We start from the raw sequence: 20,017 nt of genomic DNA on the forward strand, positions 1-20,017 counted from the left end.
GCAATGGACGAAACAGGCCGGGTTGCCGCTGCGGTAAATTTTCGGAAATGAAGGACGCCCGCCTTGCCAACCGTTTCTTCCTCCTACCTGGGCAGTATCCTGGAAACGGCTACCGCGCTGGGGGCGCAGGCAGAGGCGCTTTACGCGATGGTGCCCGGCGGGCGCGATGCGGTTACAGACCCCGATCAGCGCTTTGACGGCCTTCTGGCCGGCCGGATACTGGACGCCGCTGCCGAGCATACCGGGCTCGATTCGATCGGTCTTCGGGTCGGCATGCAATTCAGGCCAGCGACCTTCATGGACGTGGGCTATGCCTTGTCTGCCGCCTCAACGATCCGGGAGGCGCTCGAGATCAACATTCGCTATCAGGCGCTGACGCAGAACGTGGCGCGGATGAGGCTCGATTCATGCGGCAACGAGCTGCGCATTGCCCTCGAGGCAGCAATTAAAGACGCTGAGGCGATGCGGCGGGTGATCGAGGCGATTCTGGCGGGCTATGCCTCGATTGGCCGGTGGCTGCTCTGGGATCAGGAGAAGCAGTTCGCGTCGGCGAGCTTCCGGCACAAGGCGCCCGCTAAAGAGACGCGCGATTTCTATGACGTGATGTTTGGCGGAAACGTCACCTTCGGGGCAGCGGAAGACGCGCTGGTGATCGATGCGGGGCTGGCCTCGCGGCCCCTGCCGAATGCCAATCCGGGCCTCGTCCAGCTGTTGACCGGGCGGTTGAATGCCCGCCTTGCCGCCTTGCAGGCAGGCAGCTCCCTTCGGATGTTGGTGATGACCGGGCTGCACAAGCAAATCCGGCAAGGCAAACCGAGCCTGGCGGACACCGCGAAGCTGCTGGGCATGAGCGGGCGCACACTGCGCCGGCGGTTGCTGGATGAAGGATTGTCCTATTCCGAGCTGCTGGCAACGGCCCGCAAGGAGGCGGCGGAAGTTTACATCCATGAGGACAAGCTCTCGCTGGCCGACATCGCGGGGCTGCTCGGCTACGGCGATCAGACGGCGTTCATGCGCGCGTTCAAGGGCTGGTTCGGTGAGGCGCCGGGCGTGTACCGGGAGAAGCTCCGCCAGCGGAAGGGTTAGCCTGAACGGTTCATCCGGCGTTCGAGGCGTGTGGAGAACCAGGAGATAATCCGGCGCCAGATCTCATCCTTGAGGATCAGGCCTTCAACGTCATGGTCGATCGACGGGTTGTCGTTGATCTCGATAATGATCACGCCTTGCTCGGTTTCTTTCAGATCGACACCGTAAAGGCCGTCGCCGATCAGCTGGGCGGCACGGACGGCGGCGTTCACGACTTCTGGCGGGGCATCTTCCACGGGCAGCGTCGTGAAGCCACCTTCTGTGGACTTGCCGTCTTCCTTGTATTTCACCGTCTGCCAGTGGCCGCGCGCCATGCGGTACTGGCAGGCATAAAGCGGCTCTCCGTTCAGCACGCCGATGCGCCAGTCAAACTTCGTGGGACGGAATTCCTGCGCGATGATGAGGGCGGTGTCCTCAAACATCTTCTTCGCGCCGCCCTGCAATTCCTCCAGCGTGTGGGCCTTGACCATGTTGATGCCGAAGCTGCCATCCGGCGTCTTCAGGATGATCGGCGAGCCGAGACGGTCAAACAGGGCGGACAGGTCTGCCTTTTCGTCAACAATCTCCGTACGCGGAGTGGGCAAGCCAGCCTTCTCGAGGATTTCCTTCAGATAGACCTTGTTGGTGCAGCGGATCATCGACTGGGTGTCGTCGATGACCGGCATGCCTTCCTGCTCGGCGCGGCGGGCGAAGCGGTAGGTGAAGTTGTCGATGGACGTGGTGGCGCGTATGAAGAGCGCGTCGAATTCGGCCAGTGACGGCAGGTCGGTCGGGTCGATCAGCTCGACCTCGACGCCCATCTTTTCGGCCACATCAGCGAAGCGTTTCAGCGAGGCGGGTTTGGAGGGCGCGGTCTTCTCGTTCGGATCCACGAGCACGGCGAGGGCCCATTTGGCGGGAGCGCGCGCCTTGGCGTCGCGTACCTTGCCCTTGGTATAGGCTTCCATGGCGTCGAGGAAGAACTCGCGCCGCTGGTCTTTCAGCTTGTGCGGCGGCATGGCCCGGATCCGGGCGATGCCGTGCGGGGCTTCCGGGTCGAACTCGATTTCAAGCGCGGGGGTGCGATACCAGTCCATGGCCTCGCGGGCGAGCTCCTCATAGGCCGGGATTTCGCAGCGGGAAAAGGCAACGAACAGGGTGCCGACCTTGGGCGCGCCCTTGGCGAGGGCTTCCTGCAGGGTTTCGCCGAGGTCCGGGAGGGCATGGTTGTAGAGTGTCTTCTTGGACAGCTCGACCATGGTCTGGACCGAGGGGCTGACGCGGTGGCCGCGGGCTTCCGCGAGCAGTGAGGCGTAGTAGCCGCCGGACTGGTAACCGTAGGAACGCGCAAGGTTCAGGATGTAGGGGCGCCGTCCGGCGAAGAGCGCGGGCTTGGAGATATAGTCCGAGATACGCAGCACTTTGTGCGGTGTTTCGGCCTGGGAAATGTCGCTCGCCGATTCTACGAGCACGACCCAATCGGTCATGGGGCTCCATCTGAGGACGCGATGAGAACTTTCTCCATCCTGTGCGCCGCTTCTCCGTCCGGATAGTAGGACTCGAGGGCCGCAATTACGCGATAACCGGCTGAGTCGTAAAGGCGCCGGGCTGCACTATTTGAGGCCCGAACTTCCAGCCGCATACGTTTTGCCCCTCGTTTCCTGGCGCAGGCTTCACAGGCAGCAAGGATTTTTGCGCCAAGACCGCGTCCGCGGGCAGCCGGAGCGACCGAGATGGAGTAGAGACGCGCAAGGTCAGAACCCTTGCGAAACAGCAGGATAGCATTCGCATCGAGCGTGCCGCCGGTTTCATGCACGAGGGTCGCTGACCGGCCGGTCAGAAGGCGGCGCCAGGTAGGCTGGTCGAAACGGTCGACTTCCGGGAAAGCTTCCTCCATGGCCACCAGGGCACCCAGATCTGCCAGGGTTGCTGCACGGATCACAGGCGCACCATGTCGTCCCGGTGGATGATGGCGGGGCGACCCTTGTAGCCGAGGAGGGCTTCGGCATCCTCGGTGCGCCGGCCGGCGATTCGGCGGATGTCTTCGGCGCTGTAAGCGGTGACGCCCTTGGCGAGCGTGCGGCCGGCGGTGTCGCGAACAGCGACGGCTGCGCCGCGTTCGAACTGGCCGGTGACCCCGCGCACGCCGACCGCGAGCAGGCTGGCGCCATTGGCGAGGGCCTTGGCCGCGCCGTCATCGACGAGGATTTCGCCCTCGGGCTGCAGGTGGCCTTCGAGCCAGGCGGCGCGGGCCCTGGCGGGTGAGATTTTCGCCGCGATCAGGGTAGCGCGTTCGCCGGCCTCGATGGCGCCGAGGGGGTGAGGGCGGTTGCCGAGCGTAATCAGCGTCGAGCAGCCGGCGGCGTGGGCGATCCGGGCGGCGGCGAGCTTGGTGATCATGCCGCCGGAGCCGACACCTGCAGCAGCGTTGGAGCCGGTGGCCATAGCGTCATGCTCGGGCAGGAGGGACTCGAGGAATGGAATGTGTCGGGCGTCCGGATTGCCGCGCGGGTCAGCAGTGTAAAGGCCGTCGATGTCCGACAGCAGGATCAGTACATCGGCGGCCATCATCTGAGCGACACGGGCAGCCAGGCGGTCGTTGTCACCGTAGCGGATTTCTTCGGTCGCGACGGTGTCGTTCTCGTTGATGACGGGCACGACGCCGGCTTCGAGCAGGGTTTCAAGGGTAGCGCGGGCGTTCAGCCAGCGGCGGCGGCTTTCGGTGTCGCCGGGGGTGAGCAAGGCCTGGCCGCAGGCGAGGCCGTGCGGCGCGAGGGCGCCGGCGAGGGCGGCCATGAGGCGGGGCTGGCCGATGGCGGCCGCGGCCTGTTTCTGCTCGAGCCTGCCCTGATACGGGGCGCCGAGGGCCGCGCGGCCGAGGGCGACGGCGCCGGAGGAGACGAGGATGACCTCCTTACCGCGCCGGCGCAGGCCCGCGATGTCGGCGGCAAGGTTTGCCAGCCATTCGGCACGCGGCGCGCCGGCTTCGGCGATGAGGGCCGATCCGGTTTTGACGACAATGCGCCGGGCGCGGGCGAGGGTGTCAGCAGTCATGGCGCCGGGAGATACACGCACGCGCGGGCTCTGGCGAGGGGGAAGACGAGGGGGCAGCGGGCTGACGCCGCGTCGGTCCAAGGACGGCGATGGGTCTGCTGCAGGGGCGGTGATGGGTGTGGGAGCGGCCTAAATAGCTCGGCTCAAGCAAAGGCTCCGCCTGCAGGATGATCCGCAGACTGAGGGTCACGATATGTATCTATCAGGCGCCGTCGGCAGCGCCGCCGATGAAGAATATGGATACGAGGGCGTAGCCGATGATCACCAGCGCGAGCGAACCCGCGAGGATTTTCCAGACGCCGAAATTGTAACCCGCGCGGGCATCGTCCGTCGAAATGTGCACGCCTTTGCCGGGCGCATCGGGTTCGGGACGGGGTGGGTCGATGTTTTCGGTCTGCATGGCTCTTTCTCCCCGGCGCGGCCGGACGGGTCCGGGTGCCAGAGACAAACGCGGGGGCCAGCGGATCGTTCCCTTCGGCGTTGACCAGCGCGGACGCGCGGTGGACACTGGCGGCATTGAGAAGAGCTTGAACAAGAAGGAAGCGCGCCGTTGAAACTCTACAATACGCCGATGCCGGCCCCGAACCCGCGCCGCGTGCGCATTTTCCTGGCCGAGAAGGGCGTCGAGATTCCGCTGGTGGACGTTGCTCTGCAGAAGGGCGAGCACAAGGCGCCGGAGCATGTGGCGCGCAACTCGCTCGGCCAGACGCCGGTGCTGGAGCTGGATGACGGAACGTGCCTCAGCGAGACGGTGGCGATCTGCCGGTACATCGAGCGGCTGTATCCGGAGCCGGCGATGTTCGGGCGCAATGCGCTGGAGGAGGCGCAGGTGGACATGTGGGTGAGGCGGATCGAGTTTCAGCTGATGGGGCCGGTCGGGAATTTCTGGCGGCACGCGCATCCGTTCACGGCGCGCGTGGTGGTTCCTCAGTACAAGGAGTTTGGTGAGGCGAACCGCAGCGCTTATGAAAAGGCGCTGATGTGGCTGGACCGGGAGCTCGTGCAGCGGGATTTCGTGGCTGGTGACCTGTTCACGATGGCGGACATCTGCGCGCTGAGCACGGTGGATTTTGCCGACTGGATAGGGCTGAAGGTGCCGGAGGCGGCGGGGAATCTGCGCGCCTGGCATGCGCGGGTGAGCGCGCGGCCGAGCGCGGGGGCTTAGAATGGGGCTTGCCTAGAGCGGGCTCCAGCCTTCTTCCGTGCCTGGATCATCAGAAGACGGAGCGGTCTCTTCGCGGTCCGCGTTGAGGCCGAGCTTTTCGGCAATGGCGTAGAGGGCGGGTTTCACGCCTTCGCCGGAGACGCCGGAGATCAGCAGCGGTTTGCCCTTGTAGGCTTTCTTTAGCAGCTTCACCTGCTCCTTGACGAGTTCGGGCGTCAGGGCGTCAATCTTATTGAGGGCGACGATTTCCGGGCGGGCGGCGAGTTCGGGATCGTAGGCGCGCAGCTCGTTGCGAATGGTCTTGTAGGCGCCGGCAGGATCGTCCTGCGTGCAGTCGATCAGGTGGAGTAGCACCTTGCAGCGTTCGACATGGCCGAGAAAACGGTGGCCGAGGCCGGCGCCTTCGGCGGCGCCCTCGATGAGGCCCGGAATGTCGGCGAGGACGAAGCGCGTGGACGTGCCGAGGTCAACCACGCCAAGGCCTGGGTGAAGCGTCGTGAACGGATAATCCGCGATCTTCGGATGAGCGGCGGTGGCGGCCGCGAGGAAAGTGGACTTGCCCGCATTGGGCAGGCCGACGAGGCCGGCATCGGCGATGAGTTTCAGGCGCAGCCAGAGCCAGCGCTCCTCTCCCGGCGCGCCGGGGTTCGAGCGGGCAGGCGCCTGGTTGGTGGAGGTCTTGAAGCGCAGGTTGCCCCAGCCGCCATTGCCGCCCTGCGCGAGGAGGACTTTCTGGCCCTCCTGCGTCAGGTCAGCGATCATGGTTTCCTGATCTTCCTCGTAGATCTGCGTGCCGACGGGCACCATGAGGATCGAGTCGTCGCCCTTGGCGCCAAAGCGGTTGCGGCCCATGCCGTGGCCGCCCTTCTTGGCTTTGAAGTGCTGCTGGTAGCGGAAGTCGATCAGCGTGTTCAGGCCCTCGACGGCCACTGCCCAGACATCACCGCCGCGCCCGCCATCGCCGCCGTCCGGGCCGCCATACTCGATGAACTTCTCGCGCCGGAACGAGACAGCGCCCGCGCCGCCATCACCGGAGCGGATAAAGACTTTGGCTTGGTCAAGGAACTTCATGGATGGGCTCTTATCTGTTTCAGGCGATCCGCGCCATCATGATGTGGTCCGACTTCGTGCCGCGGCCCTTGCTGAACATCGGGCTGCGTCCGCAGGGGAGGAAGCCTAGCTTGGCGAGGATGCGGCCCGAGGCTGGGTTGTCGGCGAAGTGGCCGGCCACCAGGGCCCGAACGGCGCGCGTGTTTTCAAGCCAGCGGATGAGGCCGGCGCCCGCTTCGGTGCACAGGCCCTTTCCCCAGAATTCCGGCATCAGCCAGTAACCGATCTCGAAAGGATCTTCGCGTGCGGCGCGGGTCGCTGAGATGATGCCGCAGAGGCCGCCATCGGGCGCGGTGATCGCGAAGAAATGGCCGGTCTCCTCTTCGCGGGCGCGGTCATGGGTGGCGATCCAGGCAAGGGTCTGCGCTTTGGTCTGCTCCGGCGGGACGCTGGCGAGCATCCGGTAGATGCGCGGGTCGTTGACCGCTTGGGTGAACGGCCCGCTATCGTGCGGCGTGACGGGCCGCAGCACCAGCCGGCTGGTCCTTATCTCTGTCTCACTCATGGCATCCTCTCGGGCACGGCCTTGGGTGGGGGAGGCGAAACGAAAAGGGGGAGACAGTGGCCTGCCTCCCCCCGGAAACTGGTCGTCTTCAACAGCGACCCGGCCACTCGTCTTGACGAGGCCGGAAGCTGTTTCCGGCCGTTACTCTGCCGCGTCCGCCATCGGGACGACGTTGACGTATACTCGGCCGCCCGACTTGTGCGCGTACTCGACCTTGCCGCCCTTGGTGGCGAAAATCGTGTGGTCCTTGCCCATGCCGACGCCCTTGCCCGGGAACTTTTGCGTGCCGCGCTGGCGCACGATGATCATGCCCGGAACAACAGTCTCGCCGCCGTATTTCTTGACGCCGAGATACTTGGGGTTCGAATCGCGACCGTTACGCGAAGAGCCGCCTGATTTCTTGTGAGCCATAGTCCGCTCCTCTTACCTGTCCTGTGGGGCACCGGCTGGTCCGGTCCCCGTGAAAATTACGCTTCGGTGGTGCCTTCGGCGGCTTCGGCCTTGGGCGCAGCTTTCTTGCGCGGTGCGGCTTTCTTCTTCTCGCCTTCGGCGCTGATGCCGGTGATCTTGATTTCCATCAGGTCCTGACGGTGGCCGATCGTGCGGCGGTAGGTCTGGCGCTGGCGCTTCTTGCGGGTGATCAGCTTCGGGCCGCGCACATCGGCAGCGACTTCAGCGGTGACCACGGCGCCGGCCACGGTGGGCGCGCCGATGGTGATGCCGGCGCCTTCGCCGATCATCAGAACCTGGTCAAACGTGACGGTATCGCCGGCCGAAGCCGACAGCTTTTCGATGACAAGCGTGTCGCCTTCGGACACTTTATACTGCTTGCCACCTGTCTTGATGACCGCGAACATGGGCGGAACCTTCCGGATAGTAACGTCTAGAAACGGGGATGCCGCCGAACCTGAAGGGCACGGCGACCGAAGCCGGGGGTAAACACCAAAGCCGCGGCGGTGTCAAATCCGGAGTTCAGCCAGGGCCGCGGGGCGGAATCCCCCGTAGCTGCAGGGTTTTCGGGGATACCGGATCGACCGGGGTGGGGGCTTCGGCGTACGAAAATGGCCCATTATTGACTTATCAGTCCAGAATGGGCATGTACCGGCATGGCCAGACCCAGAGAATTCGACCGCGAACTTGCCCTGGAGGGCGCCGTTACCGTGTTCCGCGAGCAGGGCTTCGAGGGCACGTCCACGGGCGATCTCACCCGGGCGATGCAGATCGGCCGGCAGAGCCTCTACGACACGTTCGGCGACAAGTGGCAGCTCTATCTCGAGGCCCTCAGACGCTACACGGCGCAGGAGACGGAGGCCCACCTTGCGGCGCTGCGGACCGGGCCGCGGGCCATGGACGGGCTCGAAATCCTGCTGGCGCGCGTGCGGGCGAAAGCCGGGGAGGCCTGCCTGAGCGTTGGGGCGACCTGCGAGTTCGGCCGCCGCAGGCCGGAGTTGATGGCGATCCAGCAGGCGGGGAGCCGCACGCTGCGTGCGGCGCTGGCGGCGCGGGTGCGCGAGGCGAAGGCGGAAAGCGATGTCGGCGAGACCGTTGACCCGGGCGAGGCCGCGGACTTCCTGCTGGCGTCCATCAGTGCCATCCGCATCGCGGCGCGCGGGGGCGCCGGCGCCGTCCAGCTTCAGTCGCTGGCAGAACTTGCGCTTCGGGCATTGCGCTGACGGGTTGGCCGAATTGGGCGCGCGGTGATGATGGCAATCCAGCGCTTGCGCTCGGGGCGAGTCCGCGATAGTTGACCGCCCTTCTAAGACCCCGGCGCGGAGAGGTGGCGGAGTGGTCGATCGCGCCGGTCTCGAAAACCGGTATGGGTGCAAGCCCATCGAGGGTTCGAATCCCTCCCTCTCCGCCATGAAATTCCTTTAAATATATGAAAACAAAAGATATTTTCCAGTTCAATGATCTGCCGTCCCCACATTCGTCCCCACACTTCGAGGCGGCTTGAGGCGATCCGCGGCGGATCTCAGCGATCGTCAGCGAAGTTTGTTGGCGGTTCGATGGGGTGGTTTCGGAGCTGAGCTGTGTTGCGTCCGGTCCAGCATGCCCAGCAGCTTCTCATACTGCCTTGTCAGTCGCTCATCGAGTTGCATCAACCGGTCCATATAGTTGGGGTCGAGGCTTTCGCCCCAGGCCTGAACACGAACGGCCTGCCGCATCGTCGCTTCGGTTTTCTGTTGTTCCAGTAGCGGCATCAGTTCGCGCCGGATGAAATTGGCGAGCCCCTCTGTGTTTGGTGGATAGGACTCGGGATCATCGCCGGTTCCGTTGTTGATCCAGAAATCCCGGCTGTCATCACGAAGAGCTGCGAGTGCCTGTTCATAGGCGCCAGGTCGGCCAGCTTCGAGGATCAACAGCGCGTCGGCCGTGTGAGCTTCATCGTCCGAGGTATCTACGGCAAGGTCTTCGTCGTCAGCCAGTGTTGTCGTAACCGCCAGCTCGGAAGAAAATCTCGCGCGCTTGGCACCCAGCGGCATCAGCGCTCTTCGTGTCAGAGGATCGCTCGGACCAAAGTCAACGCGCTTATCAAGGCCCGCTATTTGGAGAGCGCGCTCGCCCAGCACCAGCCGGCGCCGCCTCCAGTCACACCAGACCAGCTGTTCCAGGATGTGCCGCTCCGCAGGGCCGCCGGGTGCGTAGGCGATGAAGTACTCCTCGCGCAGCATCCCGAATGCGCGGGCATCTTCCCAAGGCAGGAGCGCCATTTCATATGGCGAGGGCGGTATGGTATTCGGGATCAAGACAGCCTGTTTGCTCATGTCTGCTTACCTCCAGAAATCCTTCACAGCGCCGCGCCCGCTGATCTGCGAGGATCGTCTTTCCGCTGTCCGCTGCATCCGGTTTATCAGTACCAGCATGTCATCGTAGACTTCGGATTCCGCCGCATGAATCTGCTCGCTGATCCGCTCGAACGTCTTTCGGTGCATGCCCTTCGGCTTGGGGCCGATCTCGTCGCCGAGACCGATCTCAGCACCAACGCGCCGTCTCAGCTTCTGGTTCTTTCGCGTCGCGCGGTTGCCCGGGCGTTCCTGCGTCGAGGCGTGCACCAGGTTGTGACAGGTCCGGCAAAGGTAGCGCACGCCGGCGCCATAGAGCCGCTTCACCGTGAGTGCGCATTTTGGGCAGAGGAAGTATGTCTCGCTTCCTCCGAAGTTGCGCGGGTGATGGCGAAGGGCGACGCGTTCCTCGTGATGCTGCCATGGCTCGTCGCCGCGCTTCCAGGAGTAGACGAGGGTGATTGCATCCTCACCGCCGATTGCTTTCAATGAGGGGCCCGGAGCGTTGTCGCTACCTTTCCAGTAAAGGTGCGAGATATTGCCCGTCCGGCACAATCCACGGCGCTTCAGGTCAGACGCATCAAGCCGGTACTGGCCCTCGACGATGCGCCGGCCCTTGTTGTTGTGGCCCCCTGAACCGAGTCCGCCCATACCGTCCGCCTCCGGAGTTTGCCCAGATCGGTTGTCAAGTTGAGGGGAAAGTCAAACCGCGTTCCGCCTGAGTTCGCCGGTGGCCTTAGACTAGGGCAGGATCGCAGGAAAAGTAAGCTAAACTCTCCGCGGGGCAATTCTCATTGATATTTGTGTTCCTGTTGAGCCTTGTCGTTCGCTCCAAGTTTTCTTTTGGATCGGCCCGAGCGCCACCACACCACACCTTCACTCCCCTAAAGGGGGGAGTGGAAGGTGTGGATGTGTGGATGGCGCTCATTGCTCCATACATCCACACCCTTCCACACCACACTCGTAAAGGTGTGGGGCTTTGGGGGTATGTCTTCTATCGGCGCAATGCCTGCCATTCACGGCTAGGCATACCCACGGCAGTTTCTGGCCCTAAGCTGCCGGTTGTGACTTTTGTTGCGAATGTCCGGTTTCCCGAGCCAACGGGCTTCACCCGTGTTTCTATGGCCCCGTGCTCGCCGTCAGACACCCTATACCGGTTAGGTGATGTCCACCGGCAGTTCTAGGCCCTTCGAACTCCGAAGAAGGTCTGTCTTAAGGCTTCCCGCAACGGACGGGAGCAGACTTTCCGCGGAGATTGCACGTGCTCAGGCCGAACGGTAACGCGGCTTAAAAACTTTCAAGCGCTCGCTTGGCAATACACCCAACAAGTCATTTGCATAGTCGTACCCTGCGCGCCCGAAACCGATGCCGGTCGAAATCAGATGCTTTGAGAATTGAGCATCCCACATGAGGAGTCGGTCAACTGATAATACTCCGTCTGAGACAAAGAACACGGAAAAATCATCTCGAACAGAGTTGTAGAAGCACAACTCACCTTCGCCGAGAACCATGTAGAAATCTGAAAAAAAATCTGAGCCCGACAGAAGCAGTTTTCTAAGTCCAACACAAAACTTCACTTGATACTCTTGCGTTCTTCGGGATTCAGGAAAGTAGACAGTACACGCAACGAGGCCATTGCTGCGAAAAACCGAGCGAAATAGCTGACAGAATAAGGGGTCTACAGACAGTTGTTGATCGAGGAATACGACTTCCATTCCGCCATTTAAGAACGGTCTTAAGTCATCAAGCGGCGCTGAGAGGTTAGCAAATCGAACGCCACTGAACTTGTCTTGCTTGGTCGGCAAATCGATCCTCACGAATTTCGACCCTGGTTTTTGTCTGTGTCTTTGCTTCGACTTCCGCGTCGACAGACGGACCGCCAGTGGACTTAGACTCTGAGTATCCCGTAGCAGTAAGATGGGCGTCTGGAAAACCCACTTGAGGCTTGCCCACGCTAGTTTTTGTGACCTTCACGCAGGCGGCGTCTTGGACTTGGCCGAGATAGCCCGCCGAGTTTTCCTTGGTGGCGGCGCTGGTGCAGTCGGCTCTAAAGATGACATTCGCCGTTGAGTCGCTTATGTCGGGCTTCGGCGACATCCATCTATCAGTATTGAGGACGAAAAGAAGGAAGAATAGGTATGCTCTTCAAATGCCAAGCTCTGTTTGTAGGAATAACCTTCTTGCTTGGAGCTGGTTGCTGTCAGGAAGTTGCCGATAGGGTGCCAGCTCAGGCGGACGTAACGGAATCGGGCGTCTTCGAAGAATTTCAGTATCAGGAGAAATATGCTGCGATCGTTGAAAAGGCGGAGGCAGGTGACGAGCAGAGCATTTCTACGCTTATGAGATACTATGCCAACTTTCCCAGTACCGACCTTAGAAACCTCGAGTACTGGTCGCTGAAGGCGAGCCGCGTGGAGGGACGCGAGGCGCTGACAAACTTGATCTACGCCCTCGCCCTGCACGGTGAATGCGAGCGAGCATGGAGCTTTGTCTATGAAAGCTACCCGGACCTGACTCAGTTCCCGTTTTATAAGGTTGACGGCGCTGATGAAGCAATCAATGGCTGGTGTAGAAGGTCGCGCAAAGGCGAGTAACTAATCTTCGTCGAAAAACGCCGTCACTAGAAAGTGGAACCGGATAGATTTCCGGAGACGCAGTGATTAACGCGCGCAAGATGCTGTCCGCTGCTGGAATGCGAACAGCGGTGCGTTCCGAGTCTGAGCTACGTTCGACCGAGCGATACGAGTGCGGATCAGGTCTCGCAGCGCACGGCGACTGCTGTGACCCCCGATGTTGATCCAGTTCGATCCAGAACCGGAATGTTGAGTGACCAAAGCCCCGATTGGTCCCGCATTCAATTCGAGAATGCCAGCAATCCGTCATTCGGCGGCCGACCGTCGATGACCGTTTCCGGCGAAGTCCGGCCTAGTGCTGGCGATGTCACTGAATGTCAGGTCTGAGTTGACCCTGCCGGTCGCTGACGATGACCATCGGAGTTAACCTGGCCCATTCGAGCCGGGGGCGTTCAGCTGGTTCTGCGGCTGTCCTGAGGCTCCAAACAGACGTCTGCCGTCTGAATAGTAGGCGCTTCGACCTGCGCGAGGCAAAGAGCCTGATCGAAGCGTGGCTGCAGCACTACAAGACCGCTCGGCCGCGCTCCCTCTCTCGGCTACAAACCGCCCGCCCCAAAAGCCGTCTTGCCCGCAGCGTTCATGCCGCCTCACTATGCGGAGGTGACAGCATGAACGCTGCTACCTTTAACCGCCGGGCTAACAAATCTGATGACCACTGCTGAGGGGCAGGCCACAGTGAGATGGCTCCAGTCATAACACTGGATGAGGTAACCCGAACTCTCACTGAGCAGAGGGTGGGAGGGAATGTTGTCGATGCCTATTCCTGGTTACGACACAGCGCGCACTACATGCCTTCGGGGCACGTACCGCCTTGTTCAAACCGGCGGCCTAAAGTGATTGTATTCTGAAGATCGCAATACTCACGAGTAACTTCGCTGCACGACTCTTTCCAAGGCGTAACGCGTAACCATACGTAGCACGCGCCGAAGTCGTCGGGTGATTGCGCGAGCGTCAGGCCATCTTGCGCGTTCGGAAGAGAATACGATCGTTGTTCGAGTTGAGCATGCTCCAATTCTAGTTGAGCGTGCTCCAAACCAGATTTTGACGAGGTAGGCGCAAAGGCAGTGGAAACCGACACAGCGCCAAAAACCACAATGCCGCCAATAACATGAGTTAGAGATTTTGTATTCGCCATGATCGCATTCCCCCATTGGTTAATATCGACCTTTGTGATCCAGATCGCGGTTGTCAAGTGGCGTTCAAAAAGTGCGCCTTTCGGCGCCCACAATGGAATATCCGGTGGTCTACGGACAGTGAGCAAACAGTGAATTGAACTGCCTGAGACACGTATCCGGACTCTGTCTGCCTTCGGCGACGTTCACGCTTCGACTCGCCACTAGGCTTCGTCAGCTTTCGGCGAACTCCGACCTGGTGCCGGTGAGGATCCCGAATGACACGAATGGATTGACCTTGCCGATCACCGCCGATGGCGATCGGAGGCGACCTGGCCCTAAACCGCCGGACCTTATGCAACGAAACTTTGGCTCAAAAAGCGTGGGGCACGTCACGCTGTGGTAGCAGACCCAGGCCGGTGCAACTTTTCAAGCGAGTAGAGCCGGCCCGGAGTTTGGGACGAATACCAGCTACATAGAATTGGATGCTGCCAGATTCTAAGGGTAGGGCCGTTCATCCCGTGAAAGTCGCGAGGAGCAAGATGGCTTGTTCGACGACCTTGAACTCCGCCTGAAATGCCCTCGCAACGGAAGGGCTTTTTCGCGCTTTCTCAGATTGGTTGCCTCGATTCCCACTTGACCAAGGGTTAGCGGGTGCCGCTATTGGTCTCGAGCAGACGTGGGTATGGGGATGGACAGCGCGAAAGTGCGGCCGCAGATTCAGATTGTGCTTTGCGGGCCCAAATCGTCCGGCAAGACTGTTTACATCACGACTATTTTTGGCCGTGCCCCGAACGTCAAGACCGGCAACGACCGGACCACACAATTGCTGCAGGCAGATTGGAAAAAGCTGGAGAGCGGGGCTGCTTGGCCCGCGGCGACGGCACTTGGGGTGCGCGAACTCGCATTCTCTTATTATTCACAGGACTTTCGCGTCGATCTCAACATCAATGACTATGACGGTCAGTTGACCGAGGTCCTAAGTCAGTCTGCGGATGATGCCGATGTTGCGGAGAATCTCTCGATCTTCCGCAAAATGGTGCAGTCTGCTTCCGGTCTGATCTTCCTCTTCCCTTACGGCGAACAGGTTGACGATGACCGCATGCGCAAGTTCCGTGACGAAATCAACACGTTCCTTTCTCTGGTCGAACAGGGTGGGGTCAACCGGGACGCCTTGTCCATTCCTGTGGTCATTGCCGTCAACAAATGGGACCGGGCCCCTGAGTTTGGCAAGCCGGGAGAGGTCGATGCTGCGACGGAGTACCTCAATTCGACTCCCGTCTACCGGGACGCTGTGGCGAGGATCCGCACCTTCCTTCCCAATCATGTTGTCATTCCTGTTTCAACGCAACGTCCGTCAGAAGAGTTCAATCCGTCCCGCCCTGATATTGAGCCCCACAATCTCCTGGAACCGCTGAGGTTCATCATCAATTCCGTGTTCCAGAGATTTGAAGAGGATTACGCGAATCTTGCAGGCCTCGCTGACGAAGAAAGTGACAAGCAGCGCTTCCTGCTACTCAGTTCCTATTATCGCGAGATCAAGAACTACAAATCGTACGGAGAGGAATACGACAGGCTTGAGAAACGCATCGCAGACCGTTTTGAAGCTGAGTTTGTCGGGTACGATGCCCGGAAAATCGATGAGCGCATCGCCGACGAGTCGTGGTTTTTTGATTCTATCCGTTCCGAAGAACTGAACCGGCGTTTCGACAAGCTGCGGTTCGGCGCACTGGTCGGCAAGTTCGAAGAAGGTCTGAACAAGGCACGGGGTAGCGCAGAAGATCTCGAGATCTTCCGCAAGGAGAACGATTGGCTGTTCACGCGCCTCGCAGGACATCCCGAGCACGAGCAGGCCTACCAGGCAGCTGTTGCGAGGGTTGCCTCGGTCCAGCGGGCCAAAAGACTGAAGCGCATAGGTCTGGTTACCGCCGCAATCCCTGTGGTGCTCTTCGCCATGTGGACGCTGTCTGAAAACCTTGTGGAGCGGCAGCGGTTCGACGAGGTCAAAGCTCTTGAGAGCACACCAGCCGATTTTGCGAAATGCGAAAGAGCAGGCCGTTATCTCGCCGATTACGAGACAGGATTGCGGCCACCTATCTACCAACTCGATCTCCATCTTGCGAAGGCAAGGTCAGCCGAGTCTGCAATGCATTCTGCAGTTTCATCGAAACTCCTTGAACGGATTGATTTTTTTCGGACGGGAGATGCCGACAGCCTTGCCGCTGTTGTCCAGGAAGCCAACGCGATGATGCAGGCGGATGAACGCTGCCTGCCGCAAGGGCAGATGATTGGCAATCGCAGCCCTCGTGAAGAGCTGCGCGCGATCGCCGCAGAACTCGGCAACGCCGTCACTTTCATGGATCGGGCCATTGCCGCAAAAGCGCCGCCCGATGGTTGTCCGGACATTGTCGCGCTGGATGCGCAGTTGCCGGCGACGCCTGGCTTCGCGCGAGACCTGATTGAACAGAAAGTCCGAGTGCAAGAGGCCAGCCTGAAATGCGACGCTCTGAACAGTTGTGGCGATTTCCGGTCATATGCGCAGCAAGCAACCGGATATGAAGAGTTTTTTAAAAGGGTGTTTGAGGGCGATGCGAGCGCCTGCCTCACGGCAGAAGCAGAAGGCGTCCTGCCGGGGGGGCTTGAGGTTGCTTTGGGCAACGATCGTGACCAGACTTTCACGCGGCTGGACAATGACAATCGCTACAAACTTGTGACGCGCTTCACGACCGCTCAGCAACTTGATGAAACGCTTGCTCTCGTTCAGGATATGCAGGCCGCAACTTCCCAATTCGACGGTATTGAGGGCGCTTATTCAAGATCCGCAGAAATCGATACGTTATTGCAGCAGTCAAAAGCGGCAGCAACCGATTACCTCTACACATACAGCATCACTATCAACACCATCCTCGTTAAAGCGAACTCGGGCACCGACACTTACAACAACCCGCTCAACATTGAATGTGGCAATTCCTTCTATGCGGATCGCAGCAAGATCGAGTTGGACTTTGCTGGCGGATTTTTGGGTCGAGGGAGCTGCGAAGGCAGCGGATACTCCTCGCAATTGAGATGGATTATCAATCCTTATGCGATTTCTGCCGGCAGTGGGCTCAAACTGGCGCTGCGCAGAGTGAATCCTTGGTACAATGGTCGTTCTTTTGTCATGAGACCACAGGTCCTGACGATCACTCGTGACCATATCTATCAGCTGAAGACGGATGGGCAGACCACCTTGAACGTTCCGGAAAGTTCATACACTGTGACGCTCTACAAGGGGTGAAACAGGAAGATGGCGCGTTCGGTCATCAGGCTCGATGTCGGGATCATTCGCCATTTTTGGGAGGGTGGGGAGAACGCTGTGTGGCGTTCTTCGGGTCGCCTTCCGCCCGAGATTGTTCGTCAGGTCAAAGATGACTATCCCCTGTTGATGATAAGCCGCCCTGTGCAGCGCCGTTACGGCGAGTACGAGGCGGCGTTCGACTATCAGGATGAGTTGGACAAATTTGGTCGCCCCGCGCCTGCGTTTACTGCGGCCGTTTACCAGCACGGTGATGACCCCACGCGACTTGCGGCAGTCTCTGATTTCGCCTTCCCTGTATCGCCTGAAACACCGCTCGACCTCAGTTTTGAACACGCATCTGTATCCGCTCCCAAAGTATCGCGCCCGAGAACGCTGGCGGTCAAAGAACAACAGCGTTCAGAGGAGGTCCGTGTAAAGAGGTTCCCCAAGGTTTGGTTCGCAGTTGGCGTTTTTGCGCTTGCTGCCGTGTGTGGTGCGGGCGCTCTTGTGTACACAAAGTTCGGAGCGGAAAATGACTCGTCTCCGCTCGGGAGAGTGAGTTCCAAAAGCGGCGTAGACGGCTCAGGCCTTGGACACGGCGAGCCTGAAGTCGAGAAAGGGTTAAATGACTTGTGTATCCAGTTGCGGGCCCCGGATAATGCAAGCCCCGTTGCCAATTGCGCGATGCAGTACGCATTTTCCTATTGCCATGAGCCAGCGCCGTCGAAGCGCGGCTGGGAGAATGTACAGCAGGTCACAACAGGGTACTGCGGAGCCTACGCGCGGCTACAGGAGCAAGAATTCCTGGGAGCACTGTCAGGTGACCTCTATGAAGCGGATTTTCTATCAACCTGGTCAAAGCAGGCTTTGCATGATGATCTCTTCCGGCTTCCGGATACCGTTCCGCTTGTCCCTGTGCGGACGCTCACAGAAGGCGGGAACGAACGCCGACTTCCCAATGTCCACCGGACGCGGGAAGAGCCTCCGCCGCCAGCCGGGCCGTTGCCTGATCTTGGACGGTTGCTTGGGCGCAAGGACGATGCCGGGCTGGAAAATCGCCGATTGATCGAACTCTGGAACGATGCCCTGGGCGGCGACCGCCTTGGACGACACCGGATGATGCTGGGCCAGGACGCTGCCAGCGTCTTTCGTGCCTACGCGTCCGACTATTGCTCGGTGCGCGCACCCCTAGATGCCCGAAAGCGGGAGTTCGAACGAACGGGTTTTGAAGACCCTCTCTTGCAGGCCGTGAGCCAGGCCATCGCAACTAAGGCAGGCGAGAACGCAACAGTCGCCTGTGCGGGAGACTCTGCCAAGGTGCCGGCGGATATTGCACGGATCATGGGAATTGAAGACGAGCGCACGGCCATCCGGGCGCTGGTCGAAGTCGTGGATTTTTGTCCGTTGGTGTCCTGGGAAAGCCTCGGAGAGCAAGGCGTTTCACGTCTCGTGCGATCTTGCGAGGATGCGGCAGAAACGTTGGGTGTGCCCTGGTGAATTCTGGAACTGAGATAACCGAAGACAGGGTTTTCATATCATACAGGCGACGCAAGTTGCCGCAAATTGCGGCGATGAAGCGTCGCCTCGAAGCGTTGTCAGTCAAATGCTGGTACGATCTTGGTCTCGATGCCGGGGATGACTGGCGCCGGACCGTGAACGAAAAGCTGGAATCGGTTCCGGCTGGAGTTATTGCCTTCACGCCTGACGTCTTCGACGAAACGTCTCCCTGGGTGTTATATGAGGCAGAGTTCCTGCGTGATCGGAAGGTCGCTGTGCCGACCTTGTTCGAGCAATGCAAATTGCAGCCGCCATTCGCGCGCGATCATGCACGTAATCTCGAGCAATGGTTTCAGCCCTATTCAGGTGCAGCGCATCTTCCGCATGAAGGGCGTGCCTGGACGTCGGGCCCTGCGAACTCGATCGAATGGCAAAGCGTATTGAAGGCGCTGGAAAGCTTGCTGGGCCGGAGCAACCTCACTGGCCTCGATGAAATCATCTATCGGACAGGTCTTGCCTGCTTCGGCGGCGATCTTGAACTTGCGATTGAACATGGGTTTGACCTCGATCTTCGGACCTCCCTGCAGCCGAACCTCGATGATCTGGTCCGCTTACAGATCATACTTTCTGACTGGCTCGCGGCGGCGTCGGAAAGTGAACCTGCGCGGAGCCGGGTGCGCTTTATCGAGGCGGGAGTGTCGAGGCTAGTCCGGACACATTCAGGTGCAAACGCGCAGTTTTGGGCCGATGGTGTCCGCAAAGGATTGAATGCCGCCGCTTCAAAGATTCCGGGCAGCGAGTTTCGCGACCTTGAGACATCTCCGGCTATGCGCGTCCTTGCAGGCCGATCATTCAGGATCGGATCACCAGATCATGAAGTAGGGCGCTCCAGTGATGAGGGACCGCAGAAGGAAATTCAGCTGAAGCACCAGTTTGCGATTGCTGTAACGCCGACAACTGTTGCTCAGTGGCGCGATTTTGTCGATGAGACCGGGCTTTCCGATCCTGCGGCGATCGTGTCATGGAATCACGAAGCGCGAAGTTGGCGTTTGACCCAAGGTGCAAGCTGGCGGGCGCCGGGGTTCGAACAGGGCGATACACACCCCGTCGTCGGTGTTTCCTGGGACCATGCAAAACTCTACTGCCAATGGCTGACCGACATGACCGGTCAAACCTATCGTCTGCCTACGGAAGCCGAGTGGGAGTTTGCGGCGCGGGCTGGCAGTGACGGGCCTTTGCCCGATGGCGTCGAAGTTGCTGGAGCAAGCGCCCGGGCGGGAACAGCAGCGTGCATTACGCTGCACAAAAGCAGCTTCGGCCTGATCGGAATGATTGGTAATGTCTGGGAGTGGTGCGAAGATTCTTGGGTCCGAGGTTATTCCGATCTCGCCTCAAGCGGTGAACCCAGGGTACGTGCCGGACAGCCGCTCCGCGTTGCGCGCGGCGGAGGATGGCGGAGCCCGGAGCTGGATCTGAGATGTGCGGCGAGAAAGGGCTTCTATCATGCAGAAGGACATTCACATGTTGGTTTCCGGGTTGTCAGACACGTCGTCGCGAGTTGAAGACTTTTGCGGCGCGCCCTTCCTTTGCCGGCTAAGGTTTGCAGCCGAACCGCTGCCCGGCAATGAGCGATTCTGGCCTTCTCGCCTGTAACTCGATCGGTGCGGCCCATGAGCAGTTTAGGCCTAACCTGATGATCTTTATAGACCCAGCGGGTTCTGCTCAGTTTAGACCGCTAAAGCGAATGCCTCAGCCGGTGTTTTCATGCCGATGGCCGGATACTGAATGACCGTCTTCGGCGATAAATTGCCTAATA

At 60.3% G+C, this 20,017-nt stretch carries 19 protein-coding genes and 1 tRNA gene; 8 read left to right on the forward strand and 12 right to left on the reverse strand.

What is annotated here, in order from left to right; all coding sequences use genetic code 11:
* Positions 1-63: 63 nt before the first annotated feature.
* Positions 64-1,086, forward strand: a complete 1,023-nt coding sequence (locus Q0C17_RS03635) for an AraC family transcriptional regulator (RefSeq protein ID WP_291201452.1) — start codon at positions 64-66, stop codon at positions 1,084-1,086.
* Here the strand turns inward: Q0C17_RS03635 and Q0C17_RS03640 are convergent.
* The 4 genes from Q0C17_RS03640 to Q0C17_RS03655 all read right to left on the reverse strand — a co-directional run bounded on the left by Q0C17_RS03640 (position 1,083) and on the right by Q0C17_RS03655 (position 4,519).
* Entirely contained in the window at positions 1,083-2,552 is a 1,470-nt protein-coding gene (locus tag Q0C17_RS03640; protein WP_291201455.1) for a RimK family protein, read from the reverse strand. The genes Q0C17_RS03635 and Q0C17_RS03640 overlap by 4 nt on opposite strands.
* Positions 2,549-3,007 carry an N-acetyltransferase gene (locus Q0C17_RS03645; protein WP_291201458.1) on the reverse strand — a complete coding sequence of 153 codons (459 nt, stop codon included), beginning with the start codon at positions 3,005-3,007 and terminating at the stop codon, positions 2,549-2,551. The genes Q0C17_RS03640 and Q0C17_RS03645 overlap by 4 nt, the downstream gene beginning before the upstream one ends.
* A complete protein-coding gene (gene proB, locus Q0C17_RS03650; protein ID WP_291201461.1) occupies positions 3,004-4,119 on the reverse strand; it encodes a glutamate 5-kinase in 1,116 nt (371 codons plus the stop codon). Before proB ends, Q0C17_RS03645 begins: the two co-directional genes overlap by 4 nt.
* Before the next feature lie 202 nt (positions 4,120-4,321).
* Positions 4,322-4,519: a hypothetical protein gene (locus Q0C17_RS03655; RefSeq protein ID WP_291201464.1), complete on the reverse strand. Its 198-nt coding sequence runs from the start codon at positions 4,517-4,519 to the stop codon at positions 4,322-4,324.
* Positions 4,520-4,669: 150 nt separating this feature from the next.
* Between Q0C17_RS03655 and Q0C17_RS03660 the strand changes: the two genes are divergently transcribed.
* The gene (locus Q0C17_RS03660; RefSeq protein ID WP_291201467.1) at positions 4,670-5,284 is read left to right on the forward strand and encodes a glutathione S-transferase; all 615 of its coding nucleotides are present in this window, start codon (positions 4,670-4,672) and stop codon (positions 5,282-5,284) included.
* Positions 5,285-5,296: 12 nt separating this feature from the next.
* Here Q0C17_RS03660 and obgE read toward each other — a convergent pair whose 3' ends face one another.
* The 4 genes from obgE to rplU all read right to left on the reverse strand — a co-directional run bounded on the left by obgE (position 5,297) and on the right by rplU (position 7,756).
* Positions 5,297-6,355, reverse strand: a complete 1,059-nt coding sequence (gene obgE / locus Q0C17_RS03665) for a GTPase ObgE (protein WP_291201470.1) — start codon at positions 6,353-6,355, stop codon at positions 5,297-5,299.
* Between the two features lie 19 nt (positions 6,356-6,374).
* On the reverse strand, positions 6,375-6,899 hold the full coding sequence (locus Q0C17_RS03670) for a GNAT family N-acetyltransferase (RefSeq protein WP_291201473.1): 525 nt from the start codon (positions 6,897-6,899) through the stop codon (positions 6,375-6,377).
* A 141-nt stretch (positions 6,900-7,040) separates the two neighbouring features.
* A complete protein-coding gene (rpmA, locus tag Q0C17_RS03675) occupies positions 7,041-7,310 on the reverse strand; it encodes a 50S ribosomal protein L27 (RefSeq protein ID WP_291201476.1) in 270 nt (89 codons plus the stop codon).
* 56 nt (positions 7,311-7,366) lie between these two features.
* Positions 7,367-7,756 carry a 50S ribosomal protein L21 gene (rplU, locus tag Q0C17_RS03680; RefSeq protein ID WP_366914757.1) on the reverse strand — a complete coding sequence of 130 codons (390 nt, stop codon included), beginning with the start codon at positions 7,754-7,756 and terminating at the stop codon, positions 7,367-7,369.
* 249 nt (positions 7,757-8,005) lie between these two features.
* Here rplU and Q0C17_RS03685 point away from each other — a divergent pair, with 249 nt between their 5' ends.
* Positions 8,006-8,572, forward strand: a complete 567-nt coding sequence (locus Q0C17_RS03685; RefSeq protein WP_291201480.1) for a TetR/AcrR family transcriptional regulator — start codon at positions 8,006-8,008, stop codon at positions 8,570-8,572.
* Between the two features lie 98 nt (positions 8,573-8,670).
* Positions 8,671-8,760: transfer RNA gene (locus Q0C17_RS03690), tRNA-Ser, on the forward strand.
* A 121-nt stretch (positions 8,761-8,881) separates the two neighbouring features.
* Here Q0C17_RS03690 and Q0C17_RS03695 read toward each other — a convergent pair.
* The 3 genes from Q0C17_RS03695 to Q0C17_RS03705 form a co-directional block, all read right to left on the reverse strand.
* A complete protein-coding gene (locus Q0C17_RS03695; protein ID WP_291201483.1) occupies positions 8,882-9,664 on the reverse strand; it encodes a hypothetical protein in 783 nt (260 codons plus the stop codon).
* Between the two features lie 6 nt (positions 9,665-9,670).
* A complete protein-coding gene (locus Q0C17_RS03700; RefSeq protein WP_291201486.1) occupies positions 9,671-10,333 on the reverse strand; it encodes a hypothetical protein in 663 nt (220 codons plus the stop codon).
* Between the two features lie 614 nt (positions 10,334-10,947).
* Complete coding sequence (locus Q0C17_RS03705) at positions 10,948-11,487, reverse strand: hypothetical protein (RefSeq protein ID WP_291201489.1); 540 nt, start codon at positions 11,485-11,487, stop codon at positions 10,948-10,950.
* 333 nt (positions 11,488-11,820) lie between these two features.
* Here Q0C17_RS03705 and Q0C17_RS03710 point away from each other — a divergent pair, with 333 nt between their 5' ends.
* A complete protein-coding gene (locus Q0C17_RS03710) occupies positions 11,821-12,276 on the forward strand; it encodes a hypothetical protein (protein WP_291201492.1) in 456 nt (151 codons plus the stop codon).
* An 823-nt stretch (positions 12,277-13,099) separates the two neighbouring features.
* Here Q0C17_RS03710 and Q0C17_RS03715 read toward each other — a convergent pair.
* A complete protein-coding gene (locus tag Q0C17_RS03715) occupies positions 13,100-13,543 on the reverse strand; it encodes a hypothetical protein (protein WP_291201495.1) in 444 nt (147 codons plus the stop codon).
* 575 nt (positions 13,544-14,118) lie between these two features.
* Here Q0C17_RS03715 and Q0C17_RS03720 point away from each other — a divergent pair.
* The 3 genes from Q0C17_RS03720 to Q0C17_RS03730 are packed head-to-tail and all read left to right on the forward strand — an operon-like array spanning position 14,119 to position 19,763.
* The gene (locus Q0C17_RS03720) at positions 14,119-16,704 is read left to right on the forward strand and encodes a hypothetical protein (protein ID WP_291201498.1); all 2,586 of its coding nucleotides are present in this window, start codon (positions 14,119-14,121) and stop codon (positions 16,702-16,704) included.
* Between the two features lie 9 nt (positions 16,705-16,713).
* Positions 16,714-18,201: a hypothetical protein gene (locus Q0C17_RS03725; RefSeq protein ID WP_291201501.1), complete on the forward strand. Its 1,488-nt coding sequence runs from the start codon at positions 16,714-16,716 to the stop codon at positions 18,199-18,201.
* On the forward strand, positions 18,198-19,763 hold the full coding sequence (locus Q0C17_RS03730; protein WP_291201505.1) for an SUMF1/EgtB/PvdO family nonheme iron enzyme: 1,566 nt from the start codon (positions 18,198-18,200) through the stop codon (positions 19,761-19,763). The genes Q0C17_RS03725 and Q0C17_RS03730 overlap by 4 nt, the downstream gene beginning before the upstream one ends.
* Positions 19,764-20,017 lie beyond the last annotated feature (254 nt).

The sequence above is a fragment of the Hyphomonas sp. genome, assembly GCF_022844445.1.
GTDB lineage: Bacteria > Pseudomonadota > Alphaproteobacteria > Caulobacterales > Hyphomonadaceae > Hyphomonas.